Here is a 24,916-nt window from a genome sequence, read left to right on the forward strand (position 1 = left end):
CGGGCGAATGGCGCTATGCTTGTTATTTGAAGCTTGCAAGCGGGAGTTTGCCATGCGCCAGCCAATGATGCTGATTGCCCTCAGTACCCTGGGGGCTTGCGCCAGCCCCTTGCCTCCAGTCGATAACAAGCAGGCCTGGGTCGACCTGTACACCATGACGCCCGGCAAAACGCTGATGGCCGACCGCCTGGATGGCGAGCGCCTCAACGACGGGCGCTTCTTCCAGGTCACCCCCGGCAAGCACGAGCTGACCGTGCGCTTCGATTTCGAAGTGTATTCCGGTGGTTTCTCGGTCGATCCGGTGGAACGCACCTGCTACCTGAAAGTGCGCTACGACCACTTCGAAGCCGGCCAGCGCTATCGCCTGGAAGCCCGGGCACCGGCCATGCAACCCTCGGCCTACCTCTACGACGCACAACGCAAGGTCGTGGCCGAAGAGCAAAACGACATCTTCTGCGTGCCCTGACGCCTAGCGATCATTCTTCTGGTAGATGATTTTCTTGGTGCCACCCTCGCAACTGCCCACCACCATGTTCTGGTCGTGGACATCTTCGTTGCGCACGATTTCCAGGGTGTAGGACGTCACCCCGCGTGCCTGGATCTTCGCCTCGATCTCGGCCTTGAGTTCTTCGCAGGGTTTGGGCGCAGCCAGCGCAGTAGTCGCCAGCACGGATGCCATTACAGCGATTGCGACACGAATCATGGGACAGCTCCTTGTGACGGCAGACGTTCTGCCGACGCTCATTTGACCACAAGAAGCGCGTCCCGGTTCTGCCTCAACCTGCCAACGTGGCATTCAGCGTGATGGTTGCATTCAACACTTTCGAGACCGGGCAGCCTGCCTTGGCCTTGTTCGCCAGCGCCAGGAACTGCTCCTGGCTCGCACCAGGGACCCTGGCCTGCAGGATCAGGTGCACATCGGTGATGGCAAAGCCGTCAGGCTGTTTGTCGAGGGTGACTTGCGCAACGGTGTCGATGCGTTCGGCGGTAAGGCCCGCCTCACCCAGCATCATCGACAACGCCATGGAGAAGCAACCGGCGTGCGCCGCCGCAATCAACTCCTCGGGGTTGGTGCCGGGCATGCCTTCGAAGCGTGTATTGAAACCGTAGGGATTCTGCTTGAGCGCGCCACTTTCAGTGGAAAGCAGGCCTTTGCCGTCCTTCAGGCCACCTTGCCAAATGGCTGATGCTGTCTTTTTCATGCTGCCTCCTCTGCGTCATACGCGGCGCGCTCTTGCGCTACCTACTGTTCAGAGGACACCTGGACGGGCAAGTTCAGACCGATTGCAACCCGGGGATTGATTCCACAGGATCTGCCCATACAGAGTTGAAAAGGTTTCGGCGCGATGCCGGCCAACGACTGCCTGGAGGCTCGATAGCCCATGAAGCGACTTGCGGACATCAAATTTTCCACCCTCGACCTGGTACCGGTGCGTGCAGACGGCAGCCCGGCACAGTCGCTGCGCAATTCGCTGGACCTGGCACAGCATGTGGAAAAATTCGGCTACAACCGCTTCTGGGTCGCCGAACATCACAACATGGACGGGATCGCCAGCTCGGCGACCGCCGTGTTGCTCAGCTACCTGGCCGGCGGCACCTCGACCATCCGGGTTGGCGCCGGCGGCGTCATGCTGCCCAACCATGCACCCCTGGTGATCGCCGAGCAGTTCGGCACCCTGGCCAGCCTCTATCCCGGGCGTATCGACCTGGGCCTGGGGCGCGCACCGGGTTCCGACCAGTTGACGGCCCGCGCCCTGCGCCGCGAACGCTCGGGCAGTGCCGACGATTTCCCGGACGATGTGGAAGAGTTGACCCGCTACCTGGGCCCGCGTACGCCGGAGCAGAAAGTCATCGCCGTACCGGGCCATGGCACCGAAGTACCGATCTGGTTGCTCGGTTCCAGCCTGTTCAGCGCTCAACTGGCCGGCATGCGCGGTCTGCCCTATGCCTTCGCGTCACACTTCGCCCCGCGCTACATGCACGAGGCGATCCGTATCTACCGTGACCATTTCCAGCCTTCGGCGGTGCTCGACAAACCCTACGTCATGCTGGGCGTACCGTTGGTCGCCGCCGACAGCGATGAACGAGCCGACTACCTGGCGACCTCGGTATACCAGCGCATCCTCGCCTTGATGCGCGGCCAGAGCCTGATGCAGCGCCCTCCGGTGCAAAGCATGGACGGCCTGTGGCTGCCCCATGAACGCGAAGCGGTGGGCAGCTTCCTCGGGTTGGCGATGGTCGGTGGGCCGCAGAAAATCCGCGCCAAACTGGAGGTGCTGCTGGAGCAGACCCAGGCCGATGAACTGATCTTCACCTGTGACCTGTATGAGCATGCGGACCGGATTCGCTCGTACGAGCTGCTGGCGCAGGTCATGCACGGGGATTAAGGGCCATTCGCGGGTCAAGCCCGCTCCCTCGGGAGCGGGCTCTCGCGATCAGCCGCGCTTGTAGACGATTTCCTTGGTGCCGCCTTCACAGGTGCCTACGACCTTGCCACCTGCGGCCGCACCCTTGTCGACGATTTCCAGCGAGTAGCCGGTGATGCCCTTGGCATCCAGTTTGGCGGCTATTTCGCTCTTCAATTCTTCACAAGGCTTGCCGGCCGCCAGGGCGGTACCGGCCAGTGCCATCAAACCCAATGCTACTGCCAACTTCTTCATCGATCGCTTTCCTTGTTCAGATCAAAGTAGAGAGGGGCGCCGGAACGCGTCCGGTCGCCTCTGGACTGTGTACCCCAATTGATCCGCGCAAGCCAGCGGCACGGATCAGCTATTGGCGATGCGGAAACCCACCTTGAGGGTGACCTGGAAATGCGCCGCCTTGTTGTCCTTGATATGGCCACGGGTGTCGATCACCTCGAACCACTCAAGGTGCTTGATGCTCTTGCCGGCCTCGGCCAGGGCATTGTTGACCGCCTCTTCGATACTGTTGGGCGAGGAGCCGACCAGTTCGATTTTCTTGTAGGTGTGATGATCCGACATGAACCGTCTCCATTCTCGGGGGGGAACTTTGAGACTAGCAGTGCCGGGCTGTTTTACCTGCGAGTAGCAAATCCCGGCTAAAGTTCGACTGCACTTTGCGCCCCTGTTGCAGTCGGAACCAGAACAGCTCACCCACAGCACGAAGGAGAGTCACCATGGCCAACCACTCGCTGCGTAAAGCATCGTTGCAAAGCATGGAAGCGGAGATCGAAAGCCTGCTCAAGTCGCTGGAAAGCCTCAAGGACGATGCCTCGGACGAGTCCCGCAAGACCCTCAAGACGCTCAAGACCAATGCCGAGAACGCCTTGCGTCACTCACGCAGCCTGCTGGGCGATGCTTACGAGGAAGTGAGGACCAGGACACGTGAGACCGGCCTTGCCACCCGCGACTACGCCCAGCAGCACCCCTGGACCACCGCCGGGGTGGCCATTGGCGCCCTCGGGCTGCTGGCCGCTTACCTGATGTGTCGACGCGACCGTTAATCGGCCTGGCGCACCAGCTCCGCGCGCAGCCAACCGGCCAGTTGCTCGGCACGCCCGTCCGCGGCGCGGCGCGGCACCCATAGCGCCAACGCTGCCTGGGTCTGGCAAAAACCCCAGGGCGCCGCCAGGCGCCCGGCGCGCAGGTCGTCGGCAACCAGCGGTTGCGGCGCGATGGCCACGCCAAGACCGGCCACCGCCGCTTCCAGCAAGTAGTACAGGTGCTCGAAATCCTGGCCGTAGCGTAGCGCTTCAGGGTCGATGCCCTGTTGCCGCGCCCAGCTTGGCCAGGCTTGCGGACGCGATGAGGTCTGCAGCAGGGTTTCTTCCAGCAAGGCTTCAGCCGGCGCCTGTTGCAATCGGGCGAATCCGGCAAAGTGCGGGCTGAGCACCGGACCGATGCGCTCCTGGGCCAGCACATGCACCTGCATGTCGGCCGGCCAGGGCGGCTCGGCGAACACCAGCAGGGCATCCAGCCCCGGGCGCCGCGGGTCCAGGTCACCTTCACCGGCGGACAGGTGCAGGCGCAACTCCGGCAGGTCCGCCTTGAGCCTGCCCAGACGCGGGATGAACCAGCGCGCCAGCAGGCTGCCCGAACAGCCGAGCACGAAAGGCGCGTCCGCACTGCTCTGGCTCAACTCGGCACAAACGCTACGCAAGCGATCGAAGGCGTCAAAGCTTGCATCGCGCAGGCGAAGCCCTGCATCTGTGAGTTTAATGCCGCGACCTTCCTTGACGAACAAGCTCACGCCCAGGTGTTCTTCCAGCACCTTCAATTGCCGACTCACCGCGCCATGGGTGACATGCAGCTGTTCGGCCGCCTGACTGACGCTGTTGAGCCGGGCAGTGGCTTCGAAGGCTCGAAGGGCATTGAGCGGTGGTAGGTCCTGGCGCATGATGTGTGAGTTTTCCTGACATGTTGAAGCAATCTTATCGGTTTTCAGCCGCGCCTGTCGTGGGTAGAGTAAAGCCATTCCCGTCTTCACTACGCCCTGGAGCGACCCATGACCCAGACCAACTTCCGCGCCGGCCCCGATGCCAATGGCCTGTTTGGCGCATTCGGCGGCCGCTACGTGGCTGAAACCCTGATGCCGCTGGTGCTCGACCTTGCCCGCGAATACGAGGCAGCCAAGGCCGACCCGGAATTCCTCGAACAGCTGGCCTACTTCCAGCGCGACTACATCGGCCGTCCCAACCCGCTGTACTTCGCCGAGCGCCTGACCGAACACTGCGGCGGCGCGAAGATCTTCTTCAAGCGTGAAGAGCTCAACCACACCGGCGCGCACAAGGTGAACAACTGCATCGGCCAGGTGTTGCTGGCCAAGCGCATGGGCAAGAAACGCCTGATCGCCGAAACCGGCGCCGGCATGCACGGCGTGGCCACCGCCACCGTCGCTGCCCGCTTCGGCCTGCCGTGCGTAATCTACATGGGCGCCACCGACATCGAGCGCCAACAGGCCAACGTGTTCCGCATGAAGCTGCTGGGCGCCGAGATCGTGCCGGTGACCGCCGGTACCGGCACCCTCAAGGACGCCATGAACGAGGCCCTGCGCGACTGGGTCACCAATGTCGAGGACACCTTCTACCTGATCGGCACCGTGGCCGGCCCACACCCGTACCCGGCGATGGTCCGTGACTTCCAGTCGATCATCGGCAAGGAAACCCGCGCCCAGTTGCAGGAGAAGGAAGGGCGCCTGCCCGACAGCCTGATCGCCTGCGTCGGCGGCGGCTCCAACGCCATGGGCCTGTTCCATGACTTCCTCGACGACGCCAGCGTGCAGATCATCGGCGTCGAAGCCGGTGGCCATGGTGTCGACACCGACAAGCATGCCGCCAGCCTCAACGGTGGCGTGCCGGGCGTGCTGCACGGCAACCGCACCTACCTGCTGCAGGACGCCGACGGCCAGATCACCGACGCCCACTCGATTTCCGCCGGCCTGGACTACCCCGGCATCGGCCCGGAGCACGCCTACCTGCACGAAGTGAAGCGCGTCGAGTACGTCAGCATCACCGACGACGAAGCCCTGGCGGCGTTCCACACCACCTGCCGCCTGGAAGGCATCATTCCGGCCCTGGAATCCTCCCACGCGCTGGCCGAAGCGATCAAACGCGCCCCGACCCTGCCCAAGGATCACCTGATGGTGGTGTGCCTGTCCGGACGTGGCGACAAAGACATGCAAACCGTGATGAGCCATATGGCCGCCCAGGAGAAACAGGCATGAGCCGTCTTGAACAACGCTTCGCCGAGCTGAAAGCCGAAGGCCGCTCCGCACTGGTCACCTTCATCACCGCCGGCGACCCTGGCTACGACGCCTCGCTGGCGATCCTCAAGGGCCTGCCGGCCGCCGGTGCCGATGTGATCGAACTGGGCATGCCGTTCACCGACCCCATGGCCGACGGCGTGGCCATCCAGCTGGCGACCCTGCGCGCCCTGGACGCCGGCCAGACCCTGGCGAAAACCCTGCAGATGGTTCGCGAGTTCCGCGTCGACAACCAGACCACGCCAATCGTGCTGATGGGCTACTACAACCCGATCCACCGCTTTGGTGCCGAGGCTTTCGTCGCCCAGGCCAGGGAAGTGGGTGTGGACGGCCTGATCATCGTCGACCTGCCGCCTGAGCACGACGCCGAACTGGCGGCCCCTGCCCAGGATGCCGGCATCGACTTCATTCGCCTGACCACCCCGACCACCGACGACGTGCGCCTGCCGCGTGTGCTGGAGCGCAGCTCCGGGTTTGTCTATTACGTCTCGGTGGCTGGCGTGACCGGTGCAGGTTCGGCCACCACCGAACATGTCAGCAGCGCCATCGAGCGCCTGCGTCGGCATACCGACCTGCCGATCAGCGTCGGCTTCGGTATCCGCACACCCGAGCAGGCTGCGGCCATCGCCAGGCTGTCCGATGGCGTGGTGGTGGGGTCTGCGCTGGTCGACAAGATCGCCCAGGCAGCGAACGCAGAGCAGGCCGTGGGTGATGTGCTCGAGCTGTGCTCGGCACTGGCCCAGGGTGTACGGGGTGCGCGCAAGGTTTGAGGCCGGCGTAGCCCCCATCGCTGGCGATGCCAGCTCCCACAAGAGCCAGGTGTTTGCACCGACCTGTGGGAGCCGGCATCGCCGGCGATGGGCGCAGCACAGCACTCAGTTGTGCTCGAAAATCGACAGGTCCAGCGGCCTGATCGCCCCCATCCAGATCGCATGATCGCGGTGATCCGCCAGCTCATCCCCGGTCAGCGGATGCAGGAACACCACCAACCCCCGGCGGTACAGCGCCAGCCACGGCAACACCACGCCCACCACCTCCGGCCCGAATGCCAGCTGGCAGCTCCAGTCCGGATGCGGTCCGACCGGCTTCTGGTGCATGCGCCCCATGGTCACCGGAAACAGCTTTGCAGCCTCTTCACACAACTGCCGGGCCTGCTCCAGTGTGCTGGCGTCGTAATAGACGTGGGCGTGATAGCCCTTGATCCTCTGCACGAAAAACTCCTTGATTGCCACGAACCTCGATCATAACCTGAGGTTCAATGATCACCCGCAACCTGTGGGAGTGAACGGATGAAAAATGCCGAAACTCCAGTGTTCAAGCTGGTCATCCTCGGTGGTTCGAGCAGCCTGGGCAGTGCCCTGATGGCAGAGTTGCTCAAGCGCCAGCATGAAGTGATCGCCGTGGTCAACGACCTCAACAGCCAGGCACCTCGCCCCGGACTGCACTTCAAGATCGGCGGCCTGGGCACGGCAGACCAGGCTGAACAAAGCGTGGCCGGGGGATCGGCGGTGATCTGCCTGCTGGCGGCATTGGCGCCCGACGACTTCACCACCCAGCTGCAGATGTCCCAAGCCCTGATCGGTGGTCTTTCCAGAACGACTATACGCCGCCTGTTGCTGGTGGGGGATTTCAGCGTGCTCGATCACAGCGAAGGGCACACCGAACAGCAAAAGGCCTGCGCCGACCAGATCGTCGACCTGCTGCAACGCAGCCCGCTGCACTGGACCCTGATCAACAGCCCGCAGGACGTTGCCGGGCTGGGTATCGAGCACTTCCACCATACCCACGGCAACCTCGAACCGGGCCTTGCCGAACCCTTGCAGCGCCTGGCCCGGGTGGCGGCAGCCATGGTCGATACCCTGGAGCTGAAACTGCACCAGGGCGAGCATGTGAACTTCGTCTTCTGACACCTCTGTAACGCCGCCTGGGCTTGCCTTGACGCGCCAGAAATCGCACCCTGAGCAGCTTCCGCCTGCTCCAGAGAGTGCCCATGGCCCGGCCTGACCGCTACCCCTTGTTGCCGTTCCTCAGCTGGCTGCCCCGGCAAACCCGGGGCAGCGTGCGCCGCGACCTGCTGGTGGGCCTGAGCGGTGCCATCCTGGCCCTGCCACAGTCAATCGCCTACGCCCTGATTGCCGGCCTGCCCGCCGAATATGGCCTGTATGCGGCGATCGTGCCGGTATTGATCGCCTGTTTGTGGGGATCTTCCTGGCATCTGATCTGCGGACCGACGGCGGCCATCTCCATCGTGCTCTACGCCAGCATCAGCCCCCTGGCCATCAGCGGCAGTGACGATTACATCACCCTGGTGCTGTTGCTGACCTTCCTGGCCGGTGTCTTCCAGTGGCTGCTGGGGCTTCTGCGATTCGGTGCACTGGTCAACTTCGTTTCCCACTCGGTGGTGCTGGGCTTTACCCTCGGCGCGGCCGTTGTCATCGCCCTGGGGCAACTGCCGAGCCTGCTGGGGCTCGACCTGCCCAGCCAGGCCACGGCGCTGAAAACCCTGGAAAGCCTGCTGGAGCACGCCGGTGAAGTGGATGGACCTTCGCTGGTGCTGGGCCTTGGAACCTTGCTGCTGGGGATCCTGCTGAAACTGCTGCGCCCTCGCTGGCCCGGCCTGTTGATAACCCTGGCCTTGGCCAGCTTGCTGGTGTGGGCGCTGCCCGGGGTGTTCGGTCATGTGCAGTTGGTACCCGGCTTCGTCGGCCAGCTTCCGCCCTTGAGCCCCTTGCCGTTGCTGGACCTGGAGCTGATCCTGCGCCTGCTGCCCAGCGCCGTGGCGGTGGGCATGCTGGGCCTGGTGACCAGTCTGTCGATTGCCCGCTCGCTGTCATCGCGCTCGGAACAACTGATCGATGCCAACCAGGAGATCCGCGCCCAAGGCCTGTCGAACATGGTTGGCAGCTTCTTCTCCGGCTACCTGTCCTCGGGCTCGTTCACCCGTTCGGGCCTGAGCTATGACGCCGGCGCCCGCTCGCCATTGGCCGGCGTGTTCTCGGCCCTGTGGGTGGCATTGTTCGCCGTGACGGGTGCCGGATTGATCGCGCATCTGCCCATCCCGGCCATGGCGGGCAGCATCCTGCTGATCTGCTGGGGCCTGGTGGATCATCGGGCCATGCGCGCGTTGTTCCGGGTCAGCCGTTCGGAATTCCTGGTCATGGCCCTGACCGCAACGGCGACCCTGCTGCTGGAGCTGCAGACCGCCATCTACGCCGGAGTTCTGGCCTCGCTGTTCTTCTACCTCAAACGCACCTCGCGGCCACGGGTACAGCATTCACGCGAGGGCAATGCCGATGTGCTGCGGGTAGGGGGCTCGATCTTCTTTGGCGCCAGCCATTACCTGCAGGTGCGCCTGCAGCGCTGCCAGGGTCCGGACGTGGTGATCGATGCCCGGCAGATCAACTTCATCGACTATTCCGGGGTCGACATGCTCCACCGTGAGGCCCGCCGCCTGGGCCGGGCAGGGGGCAGCCTGACGCTGCACCGGGCGCGCCCGCAGGTGATCGAGGAATTGCACAAGCTGGAAGGGGCAGCGCACTGCCCGATCCGCTTCGAAGGTTAGCCGCGGGCCAGCTGACGACGCAGCTCGTCCAGCACCGGTCCGGTGTCCGGGCGCACGCCGCGCCAGACGAAGAAGGCCTCGGCGGCCTGCTCGGCGAGCATGCCCAGGCCGTCCAGCACCTGGGCAGCCCCGTGTTCAGTCGCCCATTGGCAGAACGGCGTCGGCTCCTTGCCGTACATCATGTCGTAGCAGACTGTCTTGCCCGGCTCGATCAGGCTGGGGGAAATCGGCGGCAATTCACCTGCCAGGCTGGCAGAGGTGGCATTGATGATCAGGTCGACAGGCTCTTTCAGCCAGGTGAAACCACTGGCCGCCACAGGGCCCAGGTCGGCGAACTCATGGGCCAGTCGTTCGGCCTTTTCCACCGTACGGTTGGCGATCACCAGCGATCTCGGGTTGTGGGCCAGCAGAGGCTCCAGCACGCCACGCACCGCACCGCCGGCACCCAGCAGCAGGATGCGCTTGCCACTGAGCTGCACCCCGGCGTTGACGGTCAGGTCGCGCACCAGGCCGGCACCGTCGGTGTTGTCACCCTGCAGGCTGCCATCGGCCAGCTTGATCAAGGTATTCACCGCACCGGCCCGTTCGGCCCGTGGCGTCAGGCTGTCGACCAAGCGGTAGGCTTCTTCCTTGAACGGCACGGTGACGTTGGCGCCCTGGCCCTGCTTGAAGAACCCCAGGGCGCAATCGGTAAAGTCATCCAGCGGTGCCAGCAGGGTGTTGTACTCCAGCTGCTGGCCGGTCTGGTCGGCGAACAGGCGGTGGATCAGCGGCGATTTGCTGTGGCCGATCGGGTTGCCGAATACAACGTACTGGTCCATTCACGCGGTTCCTGGGTCGGGGCCGGGCTATCCGGCAAAGTTATCCACAGAGCGGTCAACGACCAGGCTTGGCCTCGCCAATCCAGTCGCGATCCTGCAGGAAATACTCGGTCAGGCGGGCTTCGTCACTACCCGGTGCCGGTTTCCAATCGTACCCCCAACGAACCTGCGGTGGCAGCGACATCAGGATCGATTCGGTACGACCACCCGATTGCAGGCCAAACAGGGTGCCACGGTCATAGACCAGGTTGAACTCGACGTAGCGACCACGGCGGAATTCCTGGAACTCACGCTGCTCGGCGGTATAGGCCATGGCCTTGCGGCGCTGGACGATCGGCAGGTAGGCCTCGATGTAGGCATCGCCGATGGCGCGCATGAAGGCGAAGCAGGTGTCGAAGTCCCACTCGTTCAAGTCGTCGAAGAACAGGCCACCGATGCCGCGCGGCTCGCCGCGGTGCTTGAGGTGGAAGTAGCGGTCGCACCAGGCCTTGTAGCGCGGGTAGACATCGGCACCGAACGGCGCACAGGCGCGCTCGGCCACCTGGTGCCAGTGCAGGCAGTCTTCTTCGTTGCCGTAGTAGGGGGTCAGGTCGAAGCCGCCGCCGAACCACCAGACCGCCTCTTCACCTTCCTTCTCGGCGATGAAAAAGCGAACGTTGGCGTGGGATGTCGGCACGTGCGGGTTGTGCGGGTGGATCACCAGCGACACGCCCAGGGCCTCGAAACCCCGGCCGGCCAGTTCCGGCCGGTGGGCACTGGCTGACGGCGGCAGGCCGCTACCGAAGACGTGGGAGAAGTTCACCCCGCCTTTTTCGATGACCTTGCCGTCGCCAATCACCCGGGTCCGTCCGCCACCGCCGGCTTCACGCGTCCAGGCGTCCTCGACGAAGCGGGCGCCGCCGTCTTCGTTCTCGAGGGCGGCACAAATACGGTCTTGCAAGTCGAGCAGGTAGGCTTTCACGGCCTCGGTGCGGCTAGTCATCAGGTCACCTGGAAGCGGGCATGAGCAAATTCGGCGCGTAGCATACCACCGGCAACCGGCTGGCCGCAGTTGACGGCGATCAAGCAAAGGCGTCCGATAGGGGTTTTCCGAACGCGACAGGAGTGTGCAGATGGCCAAGCGTATCCAGTTCAGCCAGCATGGGGGCCCCGAGGTCCTGCAACTGGTCGATTTCGAACCCGCCGCCCCCGGCCCGGAGCAGGTGCGTGTACGCAACCACGCCATCGGCCTGAACTTCATCGACACCTACTTTCGCAGCGGCCTGTATCAGCCACCGGCCTTGCCCTCGGGCCTGGGCACCGAAGGGGCAGGGGTGGTCGAGGCGGTGGGCGCGCAGGTGACCCGGCTCAAGGTCGGTGACCGCGTCGCCTACGCCGGTGGTCCGCTGGGTGCCTACAGCGAAGTGCACGTGCTGCCGGAGGCCAACCTGGTGAAGCTCCCCGACAGCATCAGCTTCGAACAGGCGGCGGCGGTGATGCTCAAGGGCCTCACCGTGCAGTACCTGCTCAAGCAGAGCTACGTCGTGCAGCCGGGCGACACCATTCTGTTCCATGCCGCCGCGGGCGGTGTGGGCTCGCTGGCCTGCCAGTGGGCCAAGGCCCTGGGCGCCAGGCTGATCGGTACGGTCAGTTCGGCGGAAAAAGCCGAACGCGCCAAAGCACTGGGGGCCTGGGCCACCATCGACTACAGCCGTGAAGATGTGGTGCAGCGGGTGCTGGAGCTGACCGACGGCAAGAAATGCCCGGTGGTCTACGACGGCGTGGGCCAGGACACCTGGCTGACCTCCCTGGACTGCCTGGCGCCACGTGGCCTGATGGTCAGCTTCGGCAATGCCTCGGGCGCGGTGAGCGGGGTTAACCTGGGCATCCTGGCGCAGAAGGGCTCGCTGTATGTCACCCGCCCGACCCTGGCCAGCTACGCCAACTCGGCGGCCAACACCCAGGCCATGGCCGACGACCTGTTCGCGATGATTACCAGCGGCAAACTGACGGTGGATATCCAGCAGCGTTATCCGCTGAGTGAAGCGGCCAAAGCGCAGACCGAGCTGTCGGCGCGGCGGACGGTGGGGTCTACTGTTTTGCTGCCTTGAATCGGTGGTGAATTCGATCGCGGGGCAAGCCCGCTCCTACGGGAGCGGGCTTGCCCCGCGATAAGGCTTATCCCGCCCGCACCACTTCCCCGGTCGCCAGGTCACGAATCACGCTGGGATTACGCCGCCCGCCCAGGGCGCCACCCAGGACCAGGTCCAGCTGGCCACGGAAATACTGCTCGACGCGCAAACGCGACTTGGCCGCAGGGCGTCCCTGGGGGTTGGCCGAGGTAGATACCAGTGGCCCGACCAGCGCGCACAGTTCACGCACCACCGGGTGGTCGCTGACCCGCAGCGCAACCGTGTCGTGCACCCCGGTGATCCACTGCGGCAGCATGTTCTGGTGTGGCACCAGCCAGGTGTTCGGGCCGGGCCAGGTGCTGCTCATGCGATCTATCCAGGTTTCGGGGAAATCATCGAACAGGAAGTCGAACTGGCGGATATTGTCGGCGATCAGGATCAGTCCCTTGTCCACCGAGCGCGATTTGATCGCCAGCAGGCGATCCACCGCTTCCTCGTTCCATGGGTCACAGCCCAGGCCCCAGACGGCCTCGGTTGGGTAGGCAATCACCGCACCGGCCCGGATTTCACGCGCGGCTTGTTGCACACGCCAACTGCTCACCATTGCTTTCACTCCGCATTCTAAGGCTGACCCGCAGTGTACTTAGCCTGGCCGGGCAAACCAACGCCCGGCTTCATTACAGACCCGTCCCGCCACCTCCAGCTCGGTCAATGCCGCCAGCACCCTGGGCAATGACCAGCCGCTGTTGGCGGCCAGTCCCTCGGTGGTCTGGGGGGCAGCCAACAGCAATGTCTCAAGTATATGCAGGCCTCGCGCAGGCTCCTCGTCCGCCAACGGCGGCAAACGCTGCCAGCCCTGCAGGGTTTCGACGATCTGCTCGACGTTTTCCACCAGCAACGCCCCATCGCGAATCAGCTGGTGGCAGCCCTTGGAGCCCGGATGGTGTATCGAGCCGGGAATGGCGTAGACCTCTCGCCCTTGCTCGGCCGCCAGGCGCGCGGTGATCAGCGAGCCACTGGCAAGGCTCGCCTCCACCACCAGCACGCCCAGTGACAGCCCGCTGATGATGCGATTGCGCCGCGGGAAGTTGCCCGCCACCGGCCCGGCATCCAGCGCGAACTCGGACACCACGGCACTGCCTCGCTCGATCATGGCAGCGGCCAGTGCCCGGTGGCGTTGTGGATAAAATTTCTGCAGGCCCGTGCCCAGCACCCCGATGGTGCACCCTTCGACGTCCAGCGCCGCCTGATGGGCAGCGCCGTCGACCCCCAGGGCCAGGCCACTGGTAATCACGAAACCGCCGCGGGCAAGGCTTCTGGAAAACGCGGCAGCAGTGTCCAGCGATGGCCGTGAAGCCCGGCGACTGCCGACGATTGCCAACTGCGGTTTTTCCAGCAAGGCCGGGTTACCGGCGACGAACAGCAGGGGCGGGGCGGCGTCCACTTGCGCCAGCAAAGCGGGGTAGGCGGGGTCGTCCCACATCAGCACATGCTGATCGGGCCGCTCTAGCCAGGCCAATGTAGCCGCAGCGCCTTCACGTACATCAACGCTGCGACGGGCCTCGGTACTGGCAAACGGGATATCCAGCGCACGCCAGGCATTGGCCGGGGCACTGAGGGCCGCCGAGGCACTGCCGAAGGCCTGGAGAAGTCTATGAAAGCGTTGCGGGCCAAGTGCCGGCAAGCGGTGCAGGCGCAGGCGCGCCTCGAGTTCGGCGGGCGAACAGCGCCCGGAAGCTGACTTCGGCATGACGATCATCCTTGATCGGGCAGAGCCCCCACAACCTGCACAAGCTGTGGATAACTCTGTTGATAATACTTTGACAACCGGTTGAAAAAAGCGCCCGGTCGGCAGCCCTTCGGGCCTGCCTGAAACCTTAGCTGACCTTTGCCAGGTGCCGAATCCGGCGAATCCCTTTATTATGTGTATTCATGTTTGTATTTCATCGCACAGTGCAGCTCATACGCTTATGGCCATTCTGAACATTCTCGAATTCCCGGACCCGCGCCTTCGCACCCTCGCCAAACCGGTGACGGAAGTCGACGACAGCATCCGCCAGCTGGTCGATGACATGTTTGAAACCATGTACGAAGCCCCTGGCATCGGCCTGGCCGCCACCCAGGTCAACGTACACAAGCGCGTCGTGGTCATGGACCTGAGCGAAGATCGCAGCGAGCCACGGGTGTTCATCAACCCCGAGCTCGAAAAGCTCACCGACGACATGGACCAGTACCAGGAAGGCTGCCTGTCGGTGCCTGGCTTCTACGAGAACGTCGATCGCCCGACCCGGGTCAAGATCAAGGCGCTGGACCGCGACGGCAAGCCCTTCGAAGAAATCGCCGAAGGCCTGCTGGCAGTGTGCATCCAGCACGAATGCGATCACCTCAACGGCAAGCTGTTCGTTGACTACCTGTCGACGCTCAAACGCGACCGGATCAAGAAGAAACTGGAAAAGCAGCACCGCCAGCAAGCTTGATCTCCTCATCCAGAAGGCTTGCTCCGGCAAGCCTTTTTCTTTTTTAGCGAGAACTCCATGCGCATTGTCTTCGCAGGCACCCCAGAGTTTGCCGCCGAACACCTCAAGGCCCTGATCGACAGCCCCTACGACGTCGTCGCCGTCTACACCCAACCGGACCGCCCGGCCGGGCGTGGTCAGAAACTGATGCCCAGCGCCGTCAAACAACTGGCTGTGGATAACGACATCCCTGTCCTGCAACCGCCGACCCTGCGCAATGCCGAGGCCCAAGCCGAACTGGCCGCCTTCGCGCCGGACCTGATGGTAGTGGTCGCCTACGGCCTGATCCTGCCGCAGGCGGTGCTGGATATCCCGCGCCTGGGCTGCATCAACAGCCATGCCTCGCTGCTGCCACGCTGGCGCGGTGCCGCGCCGATCCAGCGCGCGGTCGAAGCCGGCGACAATGAAAGCGGTGTGACGGTGATGCGCATGGAAGCCGGCCTGGATACTGGCCCGATGCTGCTCAAAGTCACCACCCCGATCAGCGCCACTGACACCGGCGGCACGCTGCACGACCGTCTTGCCGAGATGGGCCCGCCAGCCGTGCTTGAAGCCGTGGCAGGCCTCGCCGCCGGCACGCTGCAAGGTGAAGTCCAGGACGACAGCCTGGCCACCTATGCCCACAAGCTGAACAAAGATGAAGCGCGCCTGGACTGGAGCCGTCCAGCCGTTGAGCTGGAACGCCTGATTCGCGCCTTCAATCCCTGGCCGATCTGCCACAGCACCCTGAACGGTGAAGCAGTGAAAGTGCTCGCCGCCAGCTTATCCACAGGCAAAGGCACCCCCGGTGAAATCCTCAGTGCCAGCAAAGACGGCCTGATCGTTGCCTGCGGCGAACAGGCCTTGTGCCTGACTCGCCTGCAACTGCCTGGTGGCAAGGCGCTGAACTTCAGCGACCTGTTCAACAGCCGCCGCGAGAAATTCGCCAGCGGTACGGTGCTCGGTCAATGAATCCACGTCTGGCAGCCGCCCGCGCCCTGGCGGCAGTACTCAGCGGCAAGGCTTCGCTGAACAGTTCGCTGCCTGCGCAACTGGACAAGGTCGAAGCCCGTGACCGTGGCCTGACCCAGGACCTGGCATTCGGCACCGCGCGCTGGCAGCCACGGCTGTCGGCCCTGGCCGAGCGCCTGCTGCAGAAGCCGTTCAAGAGTGCTGACCGCGATGTCGAAGCCTTGTTGCTGGTCGGCCTGTATCAACTGCTCTACACCCGTATTCCGGCCCACGCCGCCATCGGCGAAACCGTAGGTTGCGCCGACAAGCTGAAGAAGCCCTGGGCCAAGGGGCTGCTCAACGCCGTGCTGCGTCGGGCACAGCGCGAGAGCAACGATATCCTCGCCGAGCTGGAACGCGACCCGGTGGTACGCACGGCCCACCCGCGCTGGCTGCAGAAATCGCTCAAAGCCTTCTGGCCCGAGCAGTGGGAGACCATTTGCGCGGCCAACAATGCGCACCCGCCGATGATCCTGCGGGTCAATCGCCGGCATCACAGCCGAGAGGCCTATCTGGGCCTGCTGCGTGAGGCGGGGATCGAAGCCAGTGCCTGCCAGTACAGCACCGACGGCATCATGCTTGCGCAAGCCAGTGACGTACGCGACCTGCCTGGCTTCGAACAGGGCTGGATCAGCGTCCAGGACGAAGCAGCGCAACTGGCCGCCGACCTGCTCGACCTGGCGCCCGGCCAGCGTGTGCTCGACGCCTGCTGCGCCCCCGGGGGCAAGACCTGCCACCTGCTCGAAGCCCAGGCGCAACTCGACGGCGTGGTGGCCATCGACCTGGAAGCCAAGCGCCTGACCCGGGTCCGGGAAAACCTCGACCGCCTTGGCCTGGATGCCCAGCTGATTGCCTGCGATGCCCGTGACACTGCCAGTTGGTGGGACGGCAAGCGCTTCCAGCGCATCCTGCTCGACGCACCGTGCTCGGCCACCGGGGTGATCCGCCGTCACCCGGACATCAAGATGACCCGCCAGGCCGACGACATCCCGGCCCTGGCCACCTTGCAGGGCGAACTGCTCGACGCCCTGTGGCCGACCCTCGAGGTCGGCGGCATCCTGCTCTATGCCACCTGCTCGAGCCTGCCGACGGAAAACACCGAAGTCATCGAGGCCTTCCTGGCCCGTACCCCAGGTGCCCGCGAGCTGGACCTGGCGACCCAGGCCGGCGTGCGCCAGCCCCATGGCCGCCAGTTGCTGGCCCAGGAAGGCGGCCACGATGGCTTCTATTATGCCAAGCTGATCAAAATCGCCGCCGCGCGCGGATAACAAGAGAAGGGAACAGCGGATGAAGATCATCATCCTCGGCGCAGGGCAGGTCGGCGGCACGCTGGCTGAACACCTGGCCAGCGAAGCCAACGACATTACCGTGGTCGACACCGATGGCGACCGCCTGCGCGACCTCGGCGACCGCCTGGACATCCGCACCGTCCAGGGCCGCGCCTCGTTCCCTACCGTGCTGCGCCAGGCCGGTGCCGATGACGCCGACATGCTGGTGGCGGTGACCAACAGCGACGAAACCAACATGGTCGCCTGCCAGGTCGCCTACACCTTTTTCCACACCCCGACCAAGATCGCCCGGGTGCGTGAATCGGCCTACCTGACCCGCGCCGGCCTGTTCGACAACGACGCCATACCGGTCGACGTACTGATCAGCCCCGAGCAGGTGGTTACCCACTACATCAAGCGACTGATCGAGCACCCGGGGGCCCTGCAGGTGATCGACTTCGCCGAAGGCAAGGCGCAGTTGGTGGCGGTCAAGGCCTACTACGGCGGTCCGCTGGTCGGCCAGCAACTGCGCCAGATCCGCGAGCACATGCCCAACGTCGACACCCGCGTGGCGGCCATCTTCCGCCGTGACCGGCCGATCCTGCCCCAGGGCGATACCGTGATCGAGGCCGACGACGAAGTCTTCTTCATCGCCGCCAAGGCCAACATCCGTGCGGTGATGGGCGAGCTGCGGCGCCTGGACGAGACCAACAAGCGCGTGGTCATCGCCGGTGGCGGGCAGATCGGCGAGCGCCTGGCCGAGGCCATCGAAAGCCGCTACCAGGTCAAGATCATCGAGATGAACCCGGCCCGCTGCCGCTACCTGTCCGACACCCTGGACAGCACCGTGGTGCTGCAAGGCAGCGCCTCGGACCGCGACCTGATGCTCGAAGAGAACATCGCCGAAGCCGATATCTTCCTGGCCCTGACCAACGATGACGAGGCCAACATCATGTCCTCGTTGCTGGCCAAGCGCCTGGGCGCGCGCAAGGTGATGACCATCATCAACAACCCGGCCTATGTCGACCTGGTCCAGGGCGGCGATATCGATATCGCCATCAGCCCGCAGCTGGCCACCATCGGCACCTTGCTCGCCCACGTGCGCCGTGGCGACATCGTCAGCGTGCACTCGCTGCGCCGTGGCGCGGCAGAGGCGATCGAGGCCATTGCCCATGGCGACTCGAAGTCGAGCAAGGTGATCGGCAAGGCCATCGAAGACATCGCCCTGCCGCCAGGTACCACCATCGGCGCCATCATTCGCGATGAAGAAGTGCTGATTGCCCACGACGACACCGTGATCGAGGCGGGCGACCATGTGATCCTCTTCGTTGTGGATAAAAAGTACATCCGTGACGTCGAGAAGCTGTTCCACGTGGGCTTGAGCTTCTTCTAAGAGGACGGCGACATGCGCGAATCACTGGAAAAGATGTTGGCCAAGGGTGTGGATAACGCCCTGTTGCGCTTCGGCCTGGGCAAGGCCTGGCTGGATGAAGGCAACGGCGCCGAGGCGGCGGTGCATTTGCAGCGCTGCGTCGAGTTCGATCCGAAGTATTCGGCAGCCTGGAAGCTGCTGGGCAAGGCGCATCAGCTGCAGGGCGATAAAGCGGCGGCGCGCCTGGCGTGGGAGCTGGGGCTGGCAGCGGCGAAGGCCCATGGGGACAAGCAGGCCGAAAAAGAGATGACGGTGTTTCTCAAAAAACTCGACAAGACGGTTTAAGGCCGCCTTGAGTCCATCGCCGGCGATGCCGGCTCCCACAATGGTTTTCCCCAGGCTCAACCCTGTGGGAGCAACTGTCTTGATTGCCTGATGGTGTAGCCGCTGCCGCCAGGCTGCGATCGGTCGCGAAGCGACCGTAAAACCTGGCGGCAGCGGCTACACAGAATGAAGGCGACCATCGCCGGCTCTTGTGGGAGCTGGCGTAGCCAGCGATAGGGCCCTCAATACCAGCGCGCCTCTCCAGGCGGACGCTTCTTGAAGCGCTTCATGCTCCACATGTACTGGCTCGGATAAGCCCGCACATAGCGCTCGACCACCTGGCTCATGGCCGCCGCCGAGGTTTCGGTGTCTTCGCTGTACATCGCTTCAGGCGCCGCTTCCAGGATCACCTTGAAGCCGGAACCATCGGGCAGGCGCAGGGCATGCAGGAACACCCCGACCGCCTTGCCGCCGGCGAGCATGTTCGGCACGAACTTGCTGGTCAGCGCCTTGGTGGCGAAGAACGGCACGAAGATTCCCGCCGACTCGGCCGGTTCCGGGTCTGCCGGGATGCCGACCTGACCGCCTTTGCGAACTTCCTTGATGATGCTCAGGATGCCTTCCTTGGTCGAGGCCGCCACGCGGTTGCCCAGCTGCACGCGCTGCTCGCGCAGCAGGTCATCGACCGCCTTGAGCTTGGGCGGACGGTAGAAAATGATCGGTTTGCACTGGTTGCAATAGAAGTGATTGAGCACTTCCCAGTTGCCCAGGTGGCTGGTGATGCCGACCACGCCCTTGCCCGAGGCCAGTGCCGCCTGCAGCACCTCAAGGCCCTCGACCTCGCGTACCAGCGCAAGCGAGCGCTGGGCCGGCCAGATCCAGGCACAGGCGCTTTCGGTAAAGGACTTGCCGATATCCATCAGGGTACGGCCCACCAGTTGCTCGCGAGCCGCCGGGTCCATCTCCGGGAAACACTTGGCCAGGTTGATGCGCACGACTTCACGCGAACTGTTCGGCACCTTCCACATGAGCCAGCCGATCGCCGCGCCGACCCGCTGTACCGCGCCCCAGGGAAGCTTGGCAAACAACCGCAACGCCCCGACCATCAAGGCGCCCTTGAATTTATCCACAGGCTGGTTCCTCTTTCTGCAAGCCGGCCATTGTACCCCTCTGCGCAAAAGCGGCGTAGCGATCACAATCGGTGGTGTGGTCCATGACCATGCCGGTGGCCTGCATGAAGGCGTAGCAGATGGTCGGGCCGACAAAGGTGAAGCCAGCCTTGCGCAAGGCCTTGCTCATGGCCGTGGCCTCATCGGTCACCGCCGGGACGTCGCCGCGCTGGGTGAAATGGTTGATTTTCGGCGCGCCGCCGACGAACGACCAGAGCCACTCGCCCGGGTTCTCCAGCGCCAGCCAGGCGCGGGCATTGCGCCGCGCGGCGTTGAGCTTGAGGCGGTTGCGAATGATGCCGGGGTCGAGCATCAGCGTTTCGATGTGCTCGTCGCTCATCTGCGCCAGGCGCTGCGGATCGAAGCCGAACAGCACCTGACGGTAGCGTTCACGTTTCTTCAGCACCGTGATCCACGACAGGCCGGCCTGGAAGCCTTCGAGCAGCAACATTTCGAACAGCTGGCCCGGATCGCGCTGGGGGTTACCCCACTCCTGGTCGTGGTAAGCCTCATAAAGCGGATCGTCGGTACACCAAAAGCAGCGTGGCATAAGGCTCCAAGGGTAGAGGCCTGCGCGAATCGGGTTATACTCCCGCTCTTTATATTCGCAGCCCTAGAAACAGGTGAATTTCGTGAGCCAGCCTACGCCAGCCGTGCGTACCTTCCAAGACCTGATCCTCGCCCTGCAGCAGTACTGGGCCGAGCAAGGTTGTGTGGTACTTCAGCCCTACGATATGGAAGTAGGCGCCGGCACTTTCCATACCGCCACCTTCCTGCGCGCCGTCGGCCCGGAAAACTGGAACGCCGCCTATGTGCAGCCCAGCCGCCGTCCGGCCGATGGCCGCTATGGAGAAAACCCCAACCGTCTGCAGCACTACTACCAGTTCCAGGTGGTGCTCAAGCCGAACCCGGCGAACTTCCAGGAACTGTACCTGGGCTCGCTCAAGGCCATCGGCCTCGACCCGCTGGTGCACGACATCCGTTTCGTCGAAGACAACTGGGAATCGCCGACCCTCGGCGCCTGGGGCCTGGGCTGGGAAATCTGGCTCAACGGCATGGAAGTCACCCAGTTCACCTACTTCCAGCAAGTAGGCGGCATCGAGTGCTACCCGGTCACCGGTGAAATCACCTATGGCCTGGAGCGCCTGGCCATGTACCTGCAGGGCGTCGACTCGGTCTATGACCTGATCTGGACCGACGGTCGGTTCGGCAAGGTGACCTATGGCGATGTGTTCCACCAGAACGAAGTGGAGCAGTCGACCTACAACTTCGAGCACGCCAACGTCGAGAAGCTGTTCGAACTGTTCGATTTCTACGAGAGCGAAGCCAATCGCCTGATCGAACTCGAGCTGCCGCTGCCGACCTATGAAATGGTGCTCAAGGCCTCGCACACCTTCAACCTGCTCGACGCCCGCCGCGCCATCTCGGTAACCGAGCGTCAGCGTTACATCCTGCGCGTACGCACCCTGGCCCGCGCCGTGGCCCAGAGCTACCTGCAGGCCCGCGCCAAGCTGGGCTTCCCGATGGCGTCCCCTGAATTGCGTGATGAAGTGTTGGCTAAGCTGGAGGCTGCACAATGAGTGCTCAAGATTTCCTGGTTGAACTGGGCACCGAAGAACTGCCACCCAAGGCCCTGAGCAGCCTGGGTGACGCTTTCCTCGCCGGTATCGAGAAAGGCCTGCAGGCCGCTGGCCTGAACTACACCGACAAGCAGGTGTTCGCCGCGCCGCGCCGCCTGGCCGTGCTGATCCGCCAGCTGGACACCCAGCAGCCGGACCGCAGCATCAACCTCGACGGCCCGCCACGCCAGGCGGCGTTCGACGCTGAAGGCAACCCGACCCAGGCAGCCCTGGGCTTCGCCAAGAAGTGCGGTGTAGAGCTGTCGGATATCGACCAGAGCGGCGCCAAGCTGCGCTTCTCCCAGCACATCCCGGGCAAGGCTACCGCCAGCCTGCTGCCAACCATCATCGAAGACTCGCTCAACGACCTGCCTATCCCGAAGCGCATGCGCTGGGGCGCGCGCAAGGACGAGTTCGTGCGTCCGACCCAGTGGCTGGTGATGCTGCTCGGTGACGAGGTGGTCGACTGCACCCTGCTGGCGCAGAAAGCCGGTCGCGAATCGCGCGGCCACCGCTTCCATCACCCGGAAAACGTGCGCATCAGCGCCCCGGCCAACTACCAGGAAGACCTGCGCAAGGCCTACGTGCTGGCCGACTTCGCCGAGCGTCGCGAACTGATCAGCAAGCGCACCGCCGAGCTCGCCATGCAGCAGGAAGGCAGCGCCATCGTGCCGCCTGCGCTGCTCGATGAGGTGACGGCGCTGGTCGAATGGCCGGTGCCGCTGGTCTGCTCCTTCGAGGAGCGTTTCCTGGAAGTACCTCAGGAAGCCCTGATCACCACCATGCAGGACAACCAGAAGTACTTCTGCCTGCTGGATACCGACGGCAAGCTGCTGCCACGCTTCATTACCGTGGCCAACGTCGAGAGCCGCGATCCCAAGCAGATCGTCGAAGGCAACGAGAAGGTCGTGCGCCCACGCCTGACCGACGCCGAGTTCTTCTTCAAGCAAGACAAGAAGCAGCCACTGGAAAGCTTCAACGAGCGCCTGCAGAACGTCGTGTTCCAGGCCCAGCTGGGCAGCGTCTTCGACAAGGCCGAGCGGGTTGCCAAACTGGCCGCCTTCATCGCCCCGCGCATCGGCGGCGACGCCCAACGCGCCGCGCGTGCCGGTCTGCTGTCCAAGTGTGACCTGGCCACCGAGATGGTCGGCGAATTCCCGGAAATGCAGGGTGTTGCCGGCTACTACTACGCCCTCAACGACGGCGAGCCGGAAGATGTTGCCCTGGCCCTGAACGAGCAGTACATGCCGCGTGGTGCTGGCGCCGAGCTGCCTTCGACCCTGACCGGTGCGGCCGTGGCCATCGCCGACAAGCTCGATACCCTGGTCGGTATCTTCGGTATCGGCATGCTGCCAACCGGCAGCAAGGACCCCTACGCCCTGCGCCGTGCCGCACTGGGTGTGCTGCGTATCCTGATCGAGAAGCAGCTGGACCTGGACCTGACCGAAGCGGTGAGCTTCGCTGTCACCCAGTTCGGCAGCAAGGTCAAGGCTGCCGGCCTTGCCGACCAGGTGCTGGAGTTCATCTTCGATCGCCTGCGTGCCCGTTACGAAGACGAAGGCATCGACGTTGCCACCTACCTGTCGGTCCGCGCCCTCAAGCCGGGTTCGGCACTGGACTTCGACCAGCGTGTACAAGCCGTCCAGGCCTTCCGCCAGCTGCCTGAAGCCGCCGCCCTGGCCGCGGTGAACAAGCGCGTGTCGAACCTGCTGGGCAAGGCCGAAGGTACCATCGCGACGTCCGTCGAGCCGAAGTACTTCGACAATGCCAACGAGTTCTCCCTGTACTCGGCCATCCAGCAGGCCGACCAGGCCGTGCAACCGATGGCCGCTGCACGTCAGTACAGCGAATCGCTGGCACGCCTGGCCGCCCTGCGCGAACCGGTCGACGCCTTCTTCGAGGCGGTGATGGTCAACGCCGAGGACGCCAAGGTGCGCGCCAACCGTTATGCCTTGCTCAGCCGCCTGCGCGGTCTGTTCCTGGGCGTGGCCGACATTTCGCTGCTGGGGTAAGTCTTGAAGCTGCTGATTCTCGATCGGGACGGAGTGATCAACCAGGACTCCGACGCCTACATCAAGTCGCTGGACGAGTGGATACCGATTCCCGGATCGATCGAGGCCATCGCGCAGTTGAGCAAGGCCGGCTGGACGGTGGCGGTCGCCACCAACCAGTCCGGCATCGCTCGCGGCTACTACGACCTGGCAACCCTGGAGGCCATGCATGCGCGTCTGCGCCAGCTGGTGGCCGAACAGGGGGGCGAGGTCGGGCTGATCGTCTATTGCCCGCACGGGCCCGATGAGGGCTGCGATTGCCGCAAGCCCAAGCCGGGCATGCTGCGCAAGATCGCCGCGCATTACCAGGCCGAACTGGCCGGGGTATGGTTTGTCGGTGACAGCAAGGGTGACCTGGAAGCCGCAAAAGCCGTCGATGCTCAACCGATTCTGGTAAAAACCGGGAAAGGCGAGATCACCCTGAGCAAGGGCATTGCGCAAGGGACACTGATTTTCGATGATCTGGCAGCCATCGCCAGAGAACTTATCCACAAATAGGGCGCCTGCCGCACAGGCGCACTTTTACTAGGCGGGCGAGCCCGCAACGGTACATGCCGCTATGTCGATCCTGCAGGCGATCAGAATTTTTCTTTTTTACCTGCTACTGGGTACCAGCGCTTTGCTGTGGTGCACCCTGAGCTTTTTTATCGCGCCGTTTCTGCCTTTCAGCGCCCGCTATCGCTTCATCAATGTCTACTGGTGCCGCTTTGCACTGGTGCTGGTGCGGGTGTTCCTCAACATCAAGGTCAAGGTCACCGGGGCTGAAAACATCCCCAAGCAACCTTGCGTGATCCTCTCCAACCACCAGAGCACCTGGGAGACCTTCTTCCTCTCTGCCTATTTCTCGCCCTTGAGCCAGGTGCTCAAGCGTGAACTGCTGTACGTGCCGTTCTTCGGCTGGGCGATGGCCATGCTGCGCCCGATCGCCATTGACCGCGACAACCCCAAGGCTGCCCTCAAGCAGGTCGCCAGCGAAGGCGACAAGCTGCTCAAGGATGGCGTCTGGGTGCTGATCTTCCCGGAAGGCACCCGTGTACCTTTCGGCCAGATCGGCAAGTTCTCCCGCGGCGGTACCGCCCTGGCGGTGAATGCCGGCCTGCCCGTGCTGCCGATCGCCCACAACGCCGGCAAGTTCTGGCCCAAGCAAGGCTGGAGCAAACGTGCCGGTACCATCGAGGTGGTAATCGGTGCGCCCATGTATGCCGAAGGCAGCGGTCCACGCGCCATTGCCGAGCTCAATGACCGGGCAGCGGCCTGGAACGAGCAGACCCAGCGCGACATGGGCTCCTTGCCGGCTGCGGCCTCCAATCCGGCTGAAGGCGTTGCCTGACGATCTGTGGATAACTTGTGCATAGTATTTGGATCACATTCTTAAAATTAAGCTAAGTCATT

General features: G+C 63.9%; 29 protein-coding genes. 17 read left to right on the plus strand and 12 right to left on the minus strand.

Annotated features, from left to right (window positions below):
* Nucleotides 1-52: 52 nt before the first annotated feature.
* Nucleotides 53-466: a hypothetical protein gene (locus ACIQUS_RS00345; RefSeq protein ID WP_403041409.1), complete on the plus strand. Its 414-nt coding sequence runs from the start codon at nucleotides 53-55 to the stop codon at nucleotides 464-466.
* Between the two features lie 3 nt (nucleotides 467-469).
* Here the strand turns inward: ACIQUS_RS00345 and ACIQUS_RS00350 are convergent, their stop codons facing one another.
* Both ACIQUS_RS00350 and ACIQUS_RS00355 read right to left on the minus strand, forming a co-directional pair.
* Nucleotides 470-703 (minus strand): DUF1161 domain-containing protein, encoded by a 234-nt coding sequence (locus ACIQUS_RS00350; RefSeq protein ID WP_403041412.1) that lies wholly within the window; start codon nucleotides 701-703, stop codon nucleotides 470-472.
* A 73-nt stretch (nucleotides 704-776) separates the two neighbouring features.
* The gene (locus ACIQUS_RS00355; RefSeq protein WP_403041414.1) at nucleotides 777-1,202 is read right to left on the minus strand and encodes an OsmC family protein; all 426 of its coding nucleotides are present in this window, start codon (nucleotides 1,200-1,202) and stop codon (nucleotides 777-779) included.
* 180 nt (nucleotides 1,203-1,382) lie between these two features.
* Here ACIQUS_RS00355 and ACIQUS_RS00360 point away from each other — a divergent pair, with 180 nt between their 5' ends.
* On the plus strand, nucleotides 1,383-2,387 hold the full coding sequence (locus tag ACIQUS_RS00360) for an LLM class flavin-dependent oxidoreductase (protein ID WP_403041417.1): 1,005 nt from the start codon (nucleotides 1,383-1,385) through the stop codon (nucleotides 2,385-2,387).
* 48 nt (nucleotides 2,388-2,435) lie between these two features.
* Here the strand turns inward: ACIQUS_RS00360 and ACIQUS_RS00365 are convergent, their stop codons facing one another.
* Entirely contained in the window at nucleotides 2,436-2,660 is a 225-nt protein-coding gene (locus tag ACIQUS_RS00365) for a DUF1161 domain-containing protein (RefSeq protein WP_403041419.1), read from the minus strand.
* A gap of 105 nt (nucleotides 2,661-2,765) precedes the next feature.
* Nucleotides 2,766-2,981, minus strand: coding sequence for a dodecin (locus ACIQUS_RS00370; RefSeq protein WP_403041421.1), 216 nt, complete (start codon nucleotides 2,979-2,981; stop codon nucleotides 2,766-2,768).
* Between the two features lie 155 nt (nucleotides 2,982-3,136).
* On the opposite strand from ACIQUS_RS00370, the gene ACIQUS_RS00375 reads away from it, so the two are divergent.
* A complete protein-coding gene (locus tag ACIQUS_RS00375; RefSeq protein ID WP_403041424.1) occupies nucleotides 3,137-3,463 on the plus strand; it encodes a YqjD family protein in 327 nt (108 codons plus the stop codon).
* Here the strand turns inward: ACIQUS_RS00375 and ACIQUS_RS00380 are convergent.
* On the minus strand, nucleotides 3,460-4,356 hold the full coding sequence (locus ACIQUS_RS00380) for a LysR family transcriptional regulator (protein WP_403041426.1): 897 nt from the start codon (nucleotides 4,354-4,356) through the stop codon (nucleotides 3,460-3,462). The genes ACIQUS_RS00375 and ACIQUS_RS00380 overlap by 4 nt on opposite strands.
* 108 nt (nucleotides 4,357-4,464) lie before the next feature.
* Between ACIQUS_RS00380 and trpB the strand changes: the two genes are divergently transcribed.
* Both trpB and trpA read left to right on the plus strand, forming a co-directional pair.
* On the plus strand, nucleotides 4,465-5,682 hold the full coding sequence (gene trpB, locus ACIQUS_RS00385) for a tryptophan synthase subunit beta (RefSeq protein WP_403041428.1): 1,218 nt from the start codon (nucleotides 4,465-4,467) through the stop codon (nucleotides 5,680-5,682).
* A complete protein-coding gene (gene trpA / locus ACIQUS_RS00390; RefSeq protein ID WP_403041431.1) occupies nucleotides 5,679-6,491 on the plus strand; it encodes a tryptophan synthase subunit alpha in 813 nt (270 codons plus the stop codon). Before trpB ends, trpA begins: the two co-directional genes overlap by 4 nt.
* 105 nt (nucleotides 6,492-6,596) lie before the next feature.
* Here trpA and ACIQUS_RS00395 read toward each other — a convergent pair whose 3' ends face one another.
* A complete protein-coding gene (locus ACIQUS_RS00395) occupies nucleotides 6,597-6,932 on the minus strand; it encodes a DOPA 4,5-dioxygenase family protein (RefSeq protein ID WP_403041434.1) in 336 nt (111 codons plus the stop codon).
* A gap of 78 nt (nucleotides 6,933-7,010) precedes the next feature.
* Here ACIQUS_RS00395 and ACIQUS_RS00400 point away from each other — a divergent pair, with 78 nt between their 5' ends.
* The gene (locus tag ACIQUS_RS00400) at nucleotides 7,011-7,628 is read left to right on the plus strand and encodes an NAD(P)-dependent oxidoreductase (RefSeq protein WP_403041436.1); all 618 of its coding nucleotides are present in this window, start codon (nucleotides 7,011-7,013) and stop codon (nucleotides 7,626-7,628) included.
* An 83-nt stretch (nucleotides 7,629-7,711) separates the two neighbouring features.
* Complete coding sequence (locus ACIQUS_RS00405) at nucleotides 7,712-9,283, plus strand: SulP family inorganic anion transporter (protein ID WP_403041438.1); 1,572 nt, start codon at nucleotides 7,712-7,714, stop codon at nucleotides 9,281-9,283.
* Here ACIQUS_RS00405 and aroE read toward each other — a convergent pair.
* Nucleotides 9,280-10,104, minus strand: a complete 825-nt coding sequence (gene aroE / locus ACIQUS_RS00410) for a shikimate dehydrogenase (protein WP_403041441.1) — start codon at nucleotides 10,102-10,104, stop codon at nucleotides 9,280-9,282. The genes ACIQUS_RS00405 and aroE overlap by 4 nt on opposite strands.
* Nucleotides 10,105-10,159: 55 nt before the next feature.
* On the minus strand, nucleotides 10,160-11,086 hold the full coding sequence (hemF, locus tag ACIQUS_RS00415; RefSeq protein ID WP_403041443.1) for an oxygen-dependent coproporphyrinogen oxidase: 927 nt from the start codon (nucleotides 11,084-11,086) through the stop codon (nucleotides 10,160-10,162).
* Nucleotides 11,087-11,216: 130 nt separating this feature from the next.
* Here hemF and ACIQUS_RS00420 point away from each other — a divergent pair, with 130 nt between their 5' ends.
* Nucleotides 11,217-12,194 carry an NADPH:quinone reductase gene (locus ACIQUS_RS00420; protein ID WP_403041446.1) on the plus strand — a complete coding sequence of 326 codons (978 nt, stop codon included), beginning with the start codon at nucleotides 11,217-11,219 and terminating at the stop codon, nucleotides 12,192-12,194.
* 67 nt (nucleotides 12,195-12,261) lie between these two features.
* On the opposite strand, the gene ACIQUS_RS00425 is transcribed toward ACIQUS_RS00420, so the two are convergent.
* Nucleotides 12,262-12,819, minus strand: coding sequence for an L-threonylcarbamoyladenylate synthase (locus ACIQUS_RS00425; protein ID WP_403041448.1), 558 nt, complete (start codon nucleotides 12,817-12,819; stop codon nucleotides 12,262-12,264).
* Nucleotides 12,820-12,858: 39 nt separating this feature from the next.
* Nucleotides 12,859-13,965, minus strand: coding sequence for a DNA-processing protein DprA (gene dprA, locus ACIQUS_RS00430; RefSeq protein ID WP_403041450.1), 1,107 nt, complete (start codon nucleotides 13,963-13,965; stop codon nucleotides 12,859-12,861).
* Nucleotides 13,966-14,185: 220 nt separating this feature from the next.
* On the opposite strand from dprA, the gene def reads away from it, so the two are divergent.
* The 5 genes from def to ACIQUS_RS00455 are packed head-to-tail and all read left to right on the plus strand — an operon-like array spanning nucleotide 14,186 to nucleotide 18,706.
* Nucleotides 14,186-14,692, plus strand: a complete 507-nt coding sequence (def, locus tag ACIQUS_RS00435) for a peptide deformylase (RefSeq protein WP_403041453.1) — start codon at nucleotides 14,186-14,188, stop codon at nucleotides 14,690-14,692.
* A gap of 57 nt (nucleotides 14,693-14,749) precedes the next feature.
* A complete protein-coding gene (gene fmt, locus ACIQUS_RS00440) occupies nucleotides 14,750-15,682 on the plus strand; it encodes a methionyl-tRNA formyltransferase (RefSeq protein WP_403041455.1) in 933 nt (310 codons plus the stop codon).
* Complete coding sequence (rsmB, locus tag ACIQUS_RS00445; RefSeq protein WP_403041457.1) at nucleotides 15,679-16,989, plus strand: 16S rRNA (cytosine(967)-C(5))-methyltransferase RsmB; 1,311 nt, start codon at nucleotides 15,679-15,681, stop codon at nucleotides 16,987-16,989. The genes fmt and rsmB overlap by 4 nt, the downstream gene beginning before the upstream one ends.
* 19 nt (nucleotides 16,990-17,008) lie before the next feature.
* Nucleotides 17,009-18,382 carry a Trk system potassium transporter TrkA gene (gene trkA / locus ACIQUS_RS00450; protein ID WP_403041461.1) on the plus strand — a complete coding sequence of 458 codons (1,374 nt, stop codon included), beginning with the start codon at nucleotides 17,009-17,011 and terminating at the stop codon, nucleotides 18,380-18,382.
* Nucleotides 18,383-18,394: 12 nt separating this feature from the next.
* A complete protein-coding gene (locus ACIQUS_RS00455; protein ID WP_403041465.1) occupies nucleotides 18,395-18,706 on the plus strand; it encodes a hypothetical protein in 312 nt (103 codons plus the stop codon).
* Nucleotides 18,707-18,927: 221 nt separating this feature from the next.
* Here ACIQUS_RS00455 and ACIQUS_RS00460 read toward each other — a convergent pair whose 3' ends face one another.
* Nucleotides 18,928-19,815 (minus strand): lysophospholipid acyltransferase, encoded by an 888-nt coding sequence (locus ACIQUS_RS00460; RefSeq protein ID WP_403041468.1) that lies wholly within the window; start codon nucleotides 19,813-19,815, stop codon nucleotides 18,928-18,930.
* Nucleotides 19,808-20,404, minus strand: coding sequence for a DNA-3-methyladenine glycosylase I (locus ACIQUS_RS00465; protein WP_403041470.1), 597 nt, complete (start codon nucleotides 20,402-20,404; stop codon nucleotides 19,808-19,810). Before ACIQUS_RS00465 ends, ACIQUS_RS00460 begins: the two co-directional genes overlap by 8 nt.
* Before the next feature lie 82 nt (nucleotides 20,405-20,486).
* On the opposite strand from ACIQUS_RS00465, the gene glyQ reads away from it, so the two are divergent.
* The 4 genes from glyQ to ACIQUS_RS00485 all read left to right on the plus strand — a co-directional run bounded on the left by glyQ (nucleotide 20,487) and on the right by ACIQUS_RS00485 (nucleotide 24,854).
* The gene (glyQ, locus tag ACIQUS_RS00470) at nucleotides 20,487-21,434 is read left to right on the plus strand and encodes a glycine--tRNA ligase subunit alpha (protein ID WP_403041472.1); all 948 of its coding nucleotides are present in this window, start codon (nucleotides 20,487-20,489) and stop codon (nucleotides 21,432-21,434) included.
* Entirely contained in the window at nucleotides 21,431-23,485 is a 2,055-nt protein-coding gene (glyS, locus tag ACIQUS_RS00475; RefSeq protein WP_403041475.1) for a glycine--tRNA ligase subunit beta, read from the plus strand. The genes glyQ and glyS overlap by 4 nt, the downstream gene beginning before the upstream one ends.
* Before the next feature lie 3 nt (nucleotides 23,486-23,488).
* Nucleotides 23,489-24,022, plus strand: a complete 534-nt coding sequence (gene gmhB / locus ACIQUS_RS00480; RefSeq protein ID WP_403041477.1) for a D-glycero-beta-D-manno-heptose 1,7-bisphosphate 7-phosphatase — start codon at nucleotides 23,489-23,491, stop codon at nucleotides 24,020-24,022.
* Nucleotides 24,023-24,083: 61 nt separating this feature from the next.
* Nucleotides 24,084-24,854 carry a lysophospholipid acyltransferase family protein gene (locus tag ACIQUS_RS00485; RefSeq protein WP_403041480.1) on the plus strand — a complete coding sequence of 257 codons (771 nt, stop codon included), beginning with the start codon at nucleotides 24,084-24,086 and terminating at the stop codon, nucleotides 24,852-24,854.
* Nucleotides 24,855-24,916 lie beyond the last annotated feature (62 nt).

It is taken from the genome of Pseudomonas sp. NPDC090755, assembly GCF_044769005.1.
Lineage (GTDB): Bacteria > Pseudomonadota > Gammaproteobacteria > Pseudomonadales > Pseudomonadaceae > Aquipseudomonas.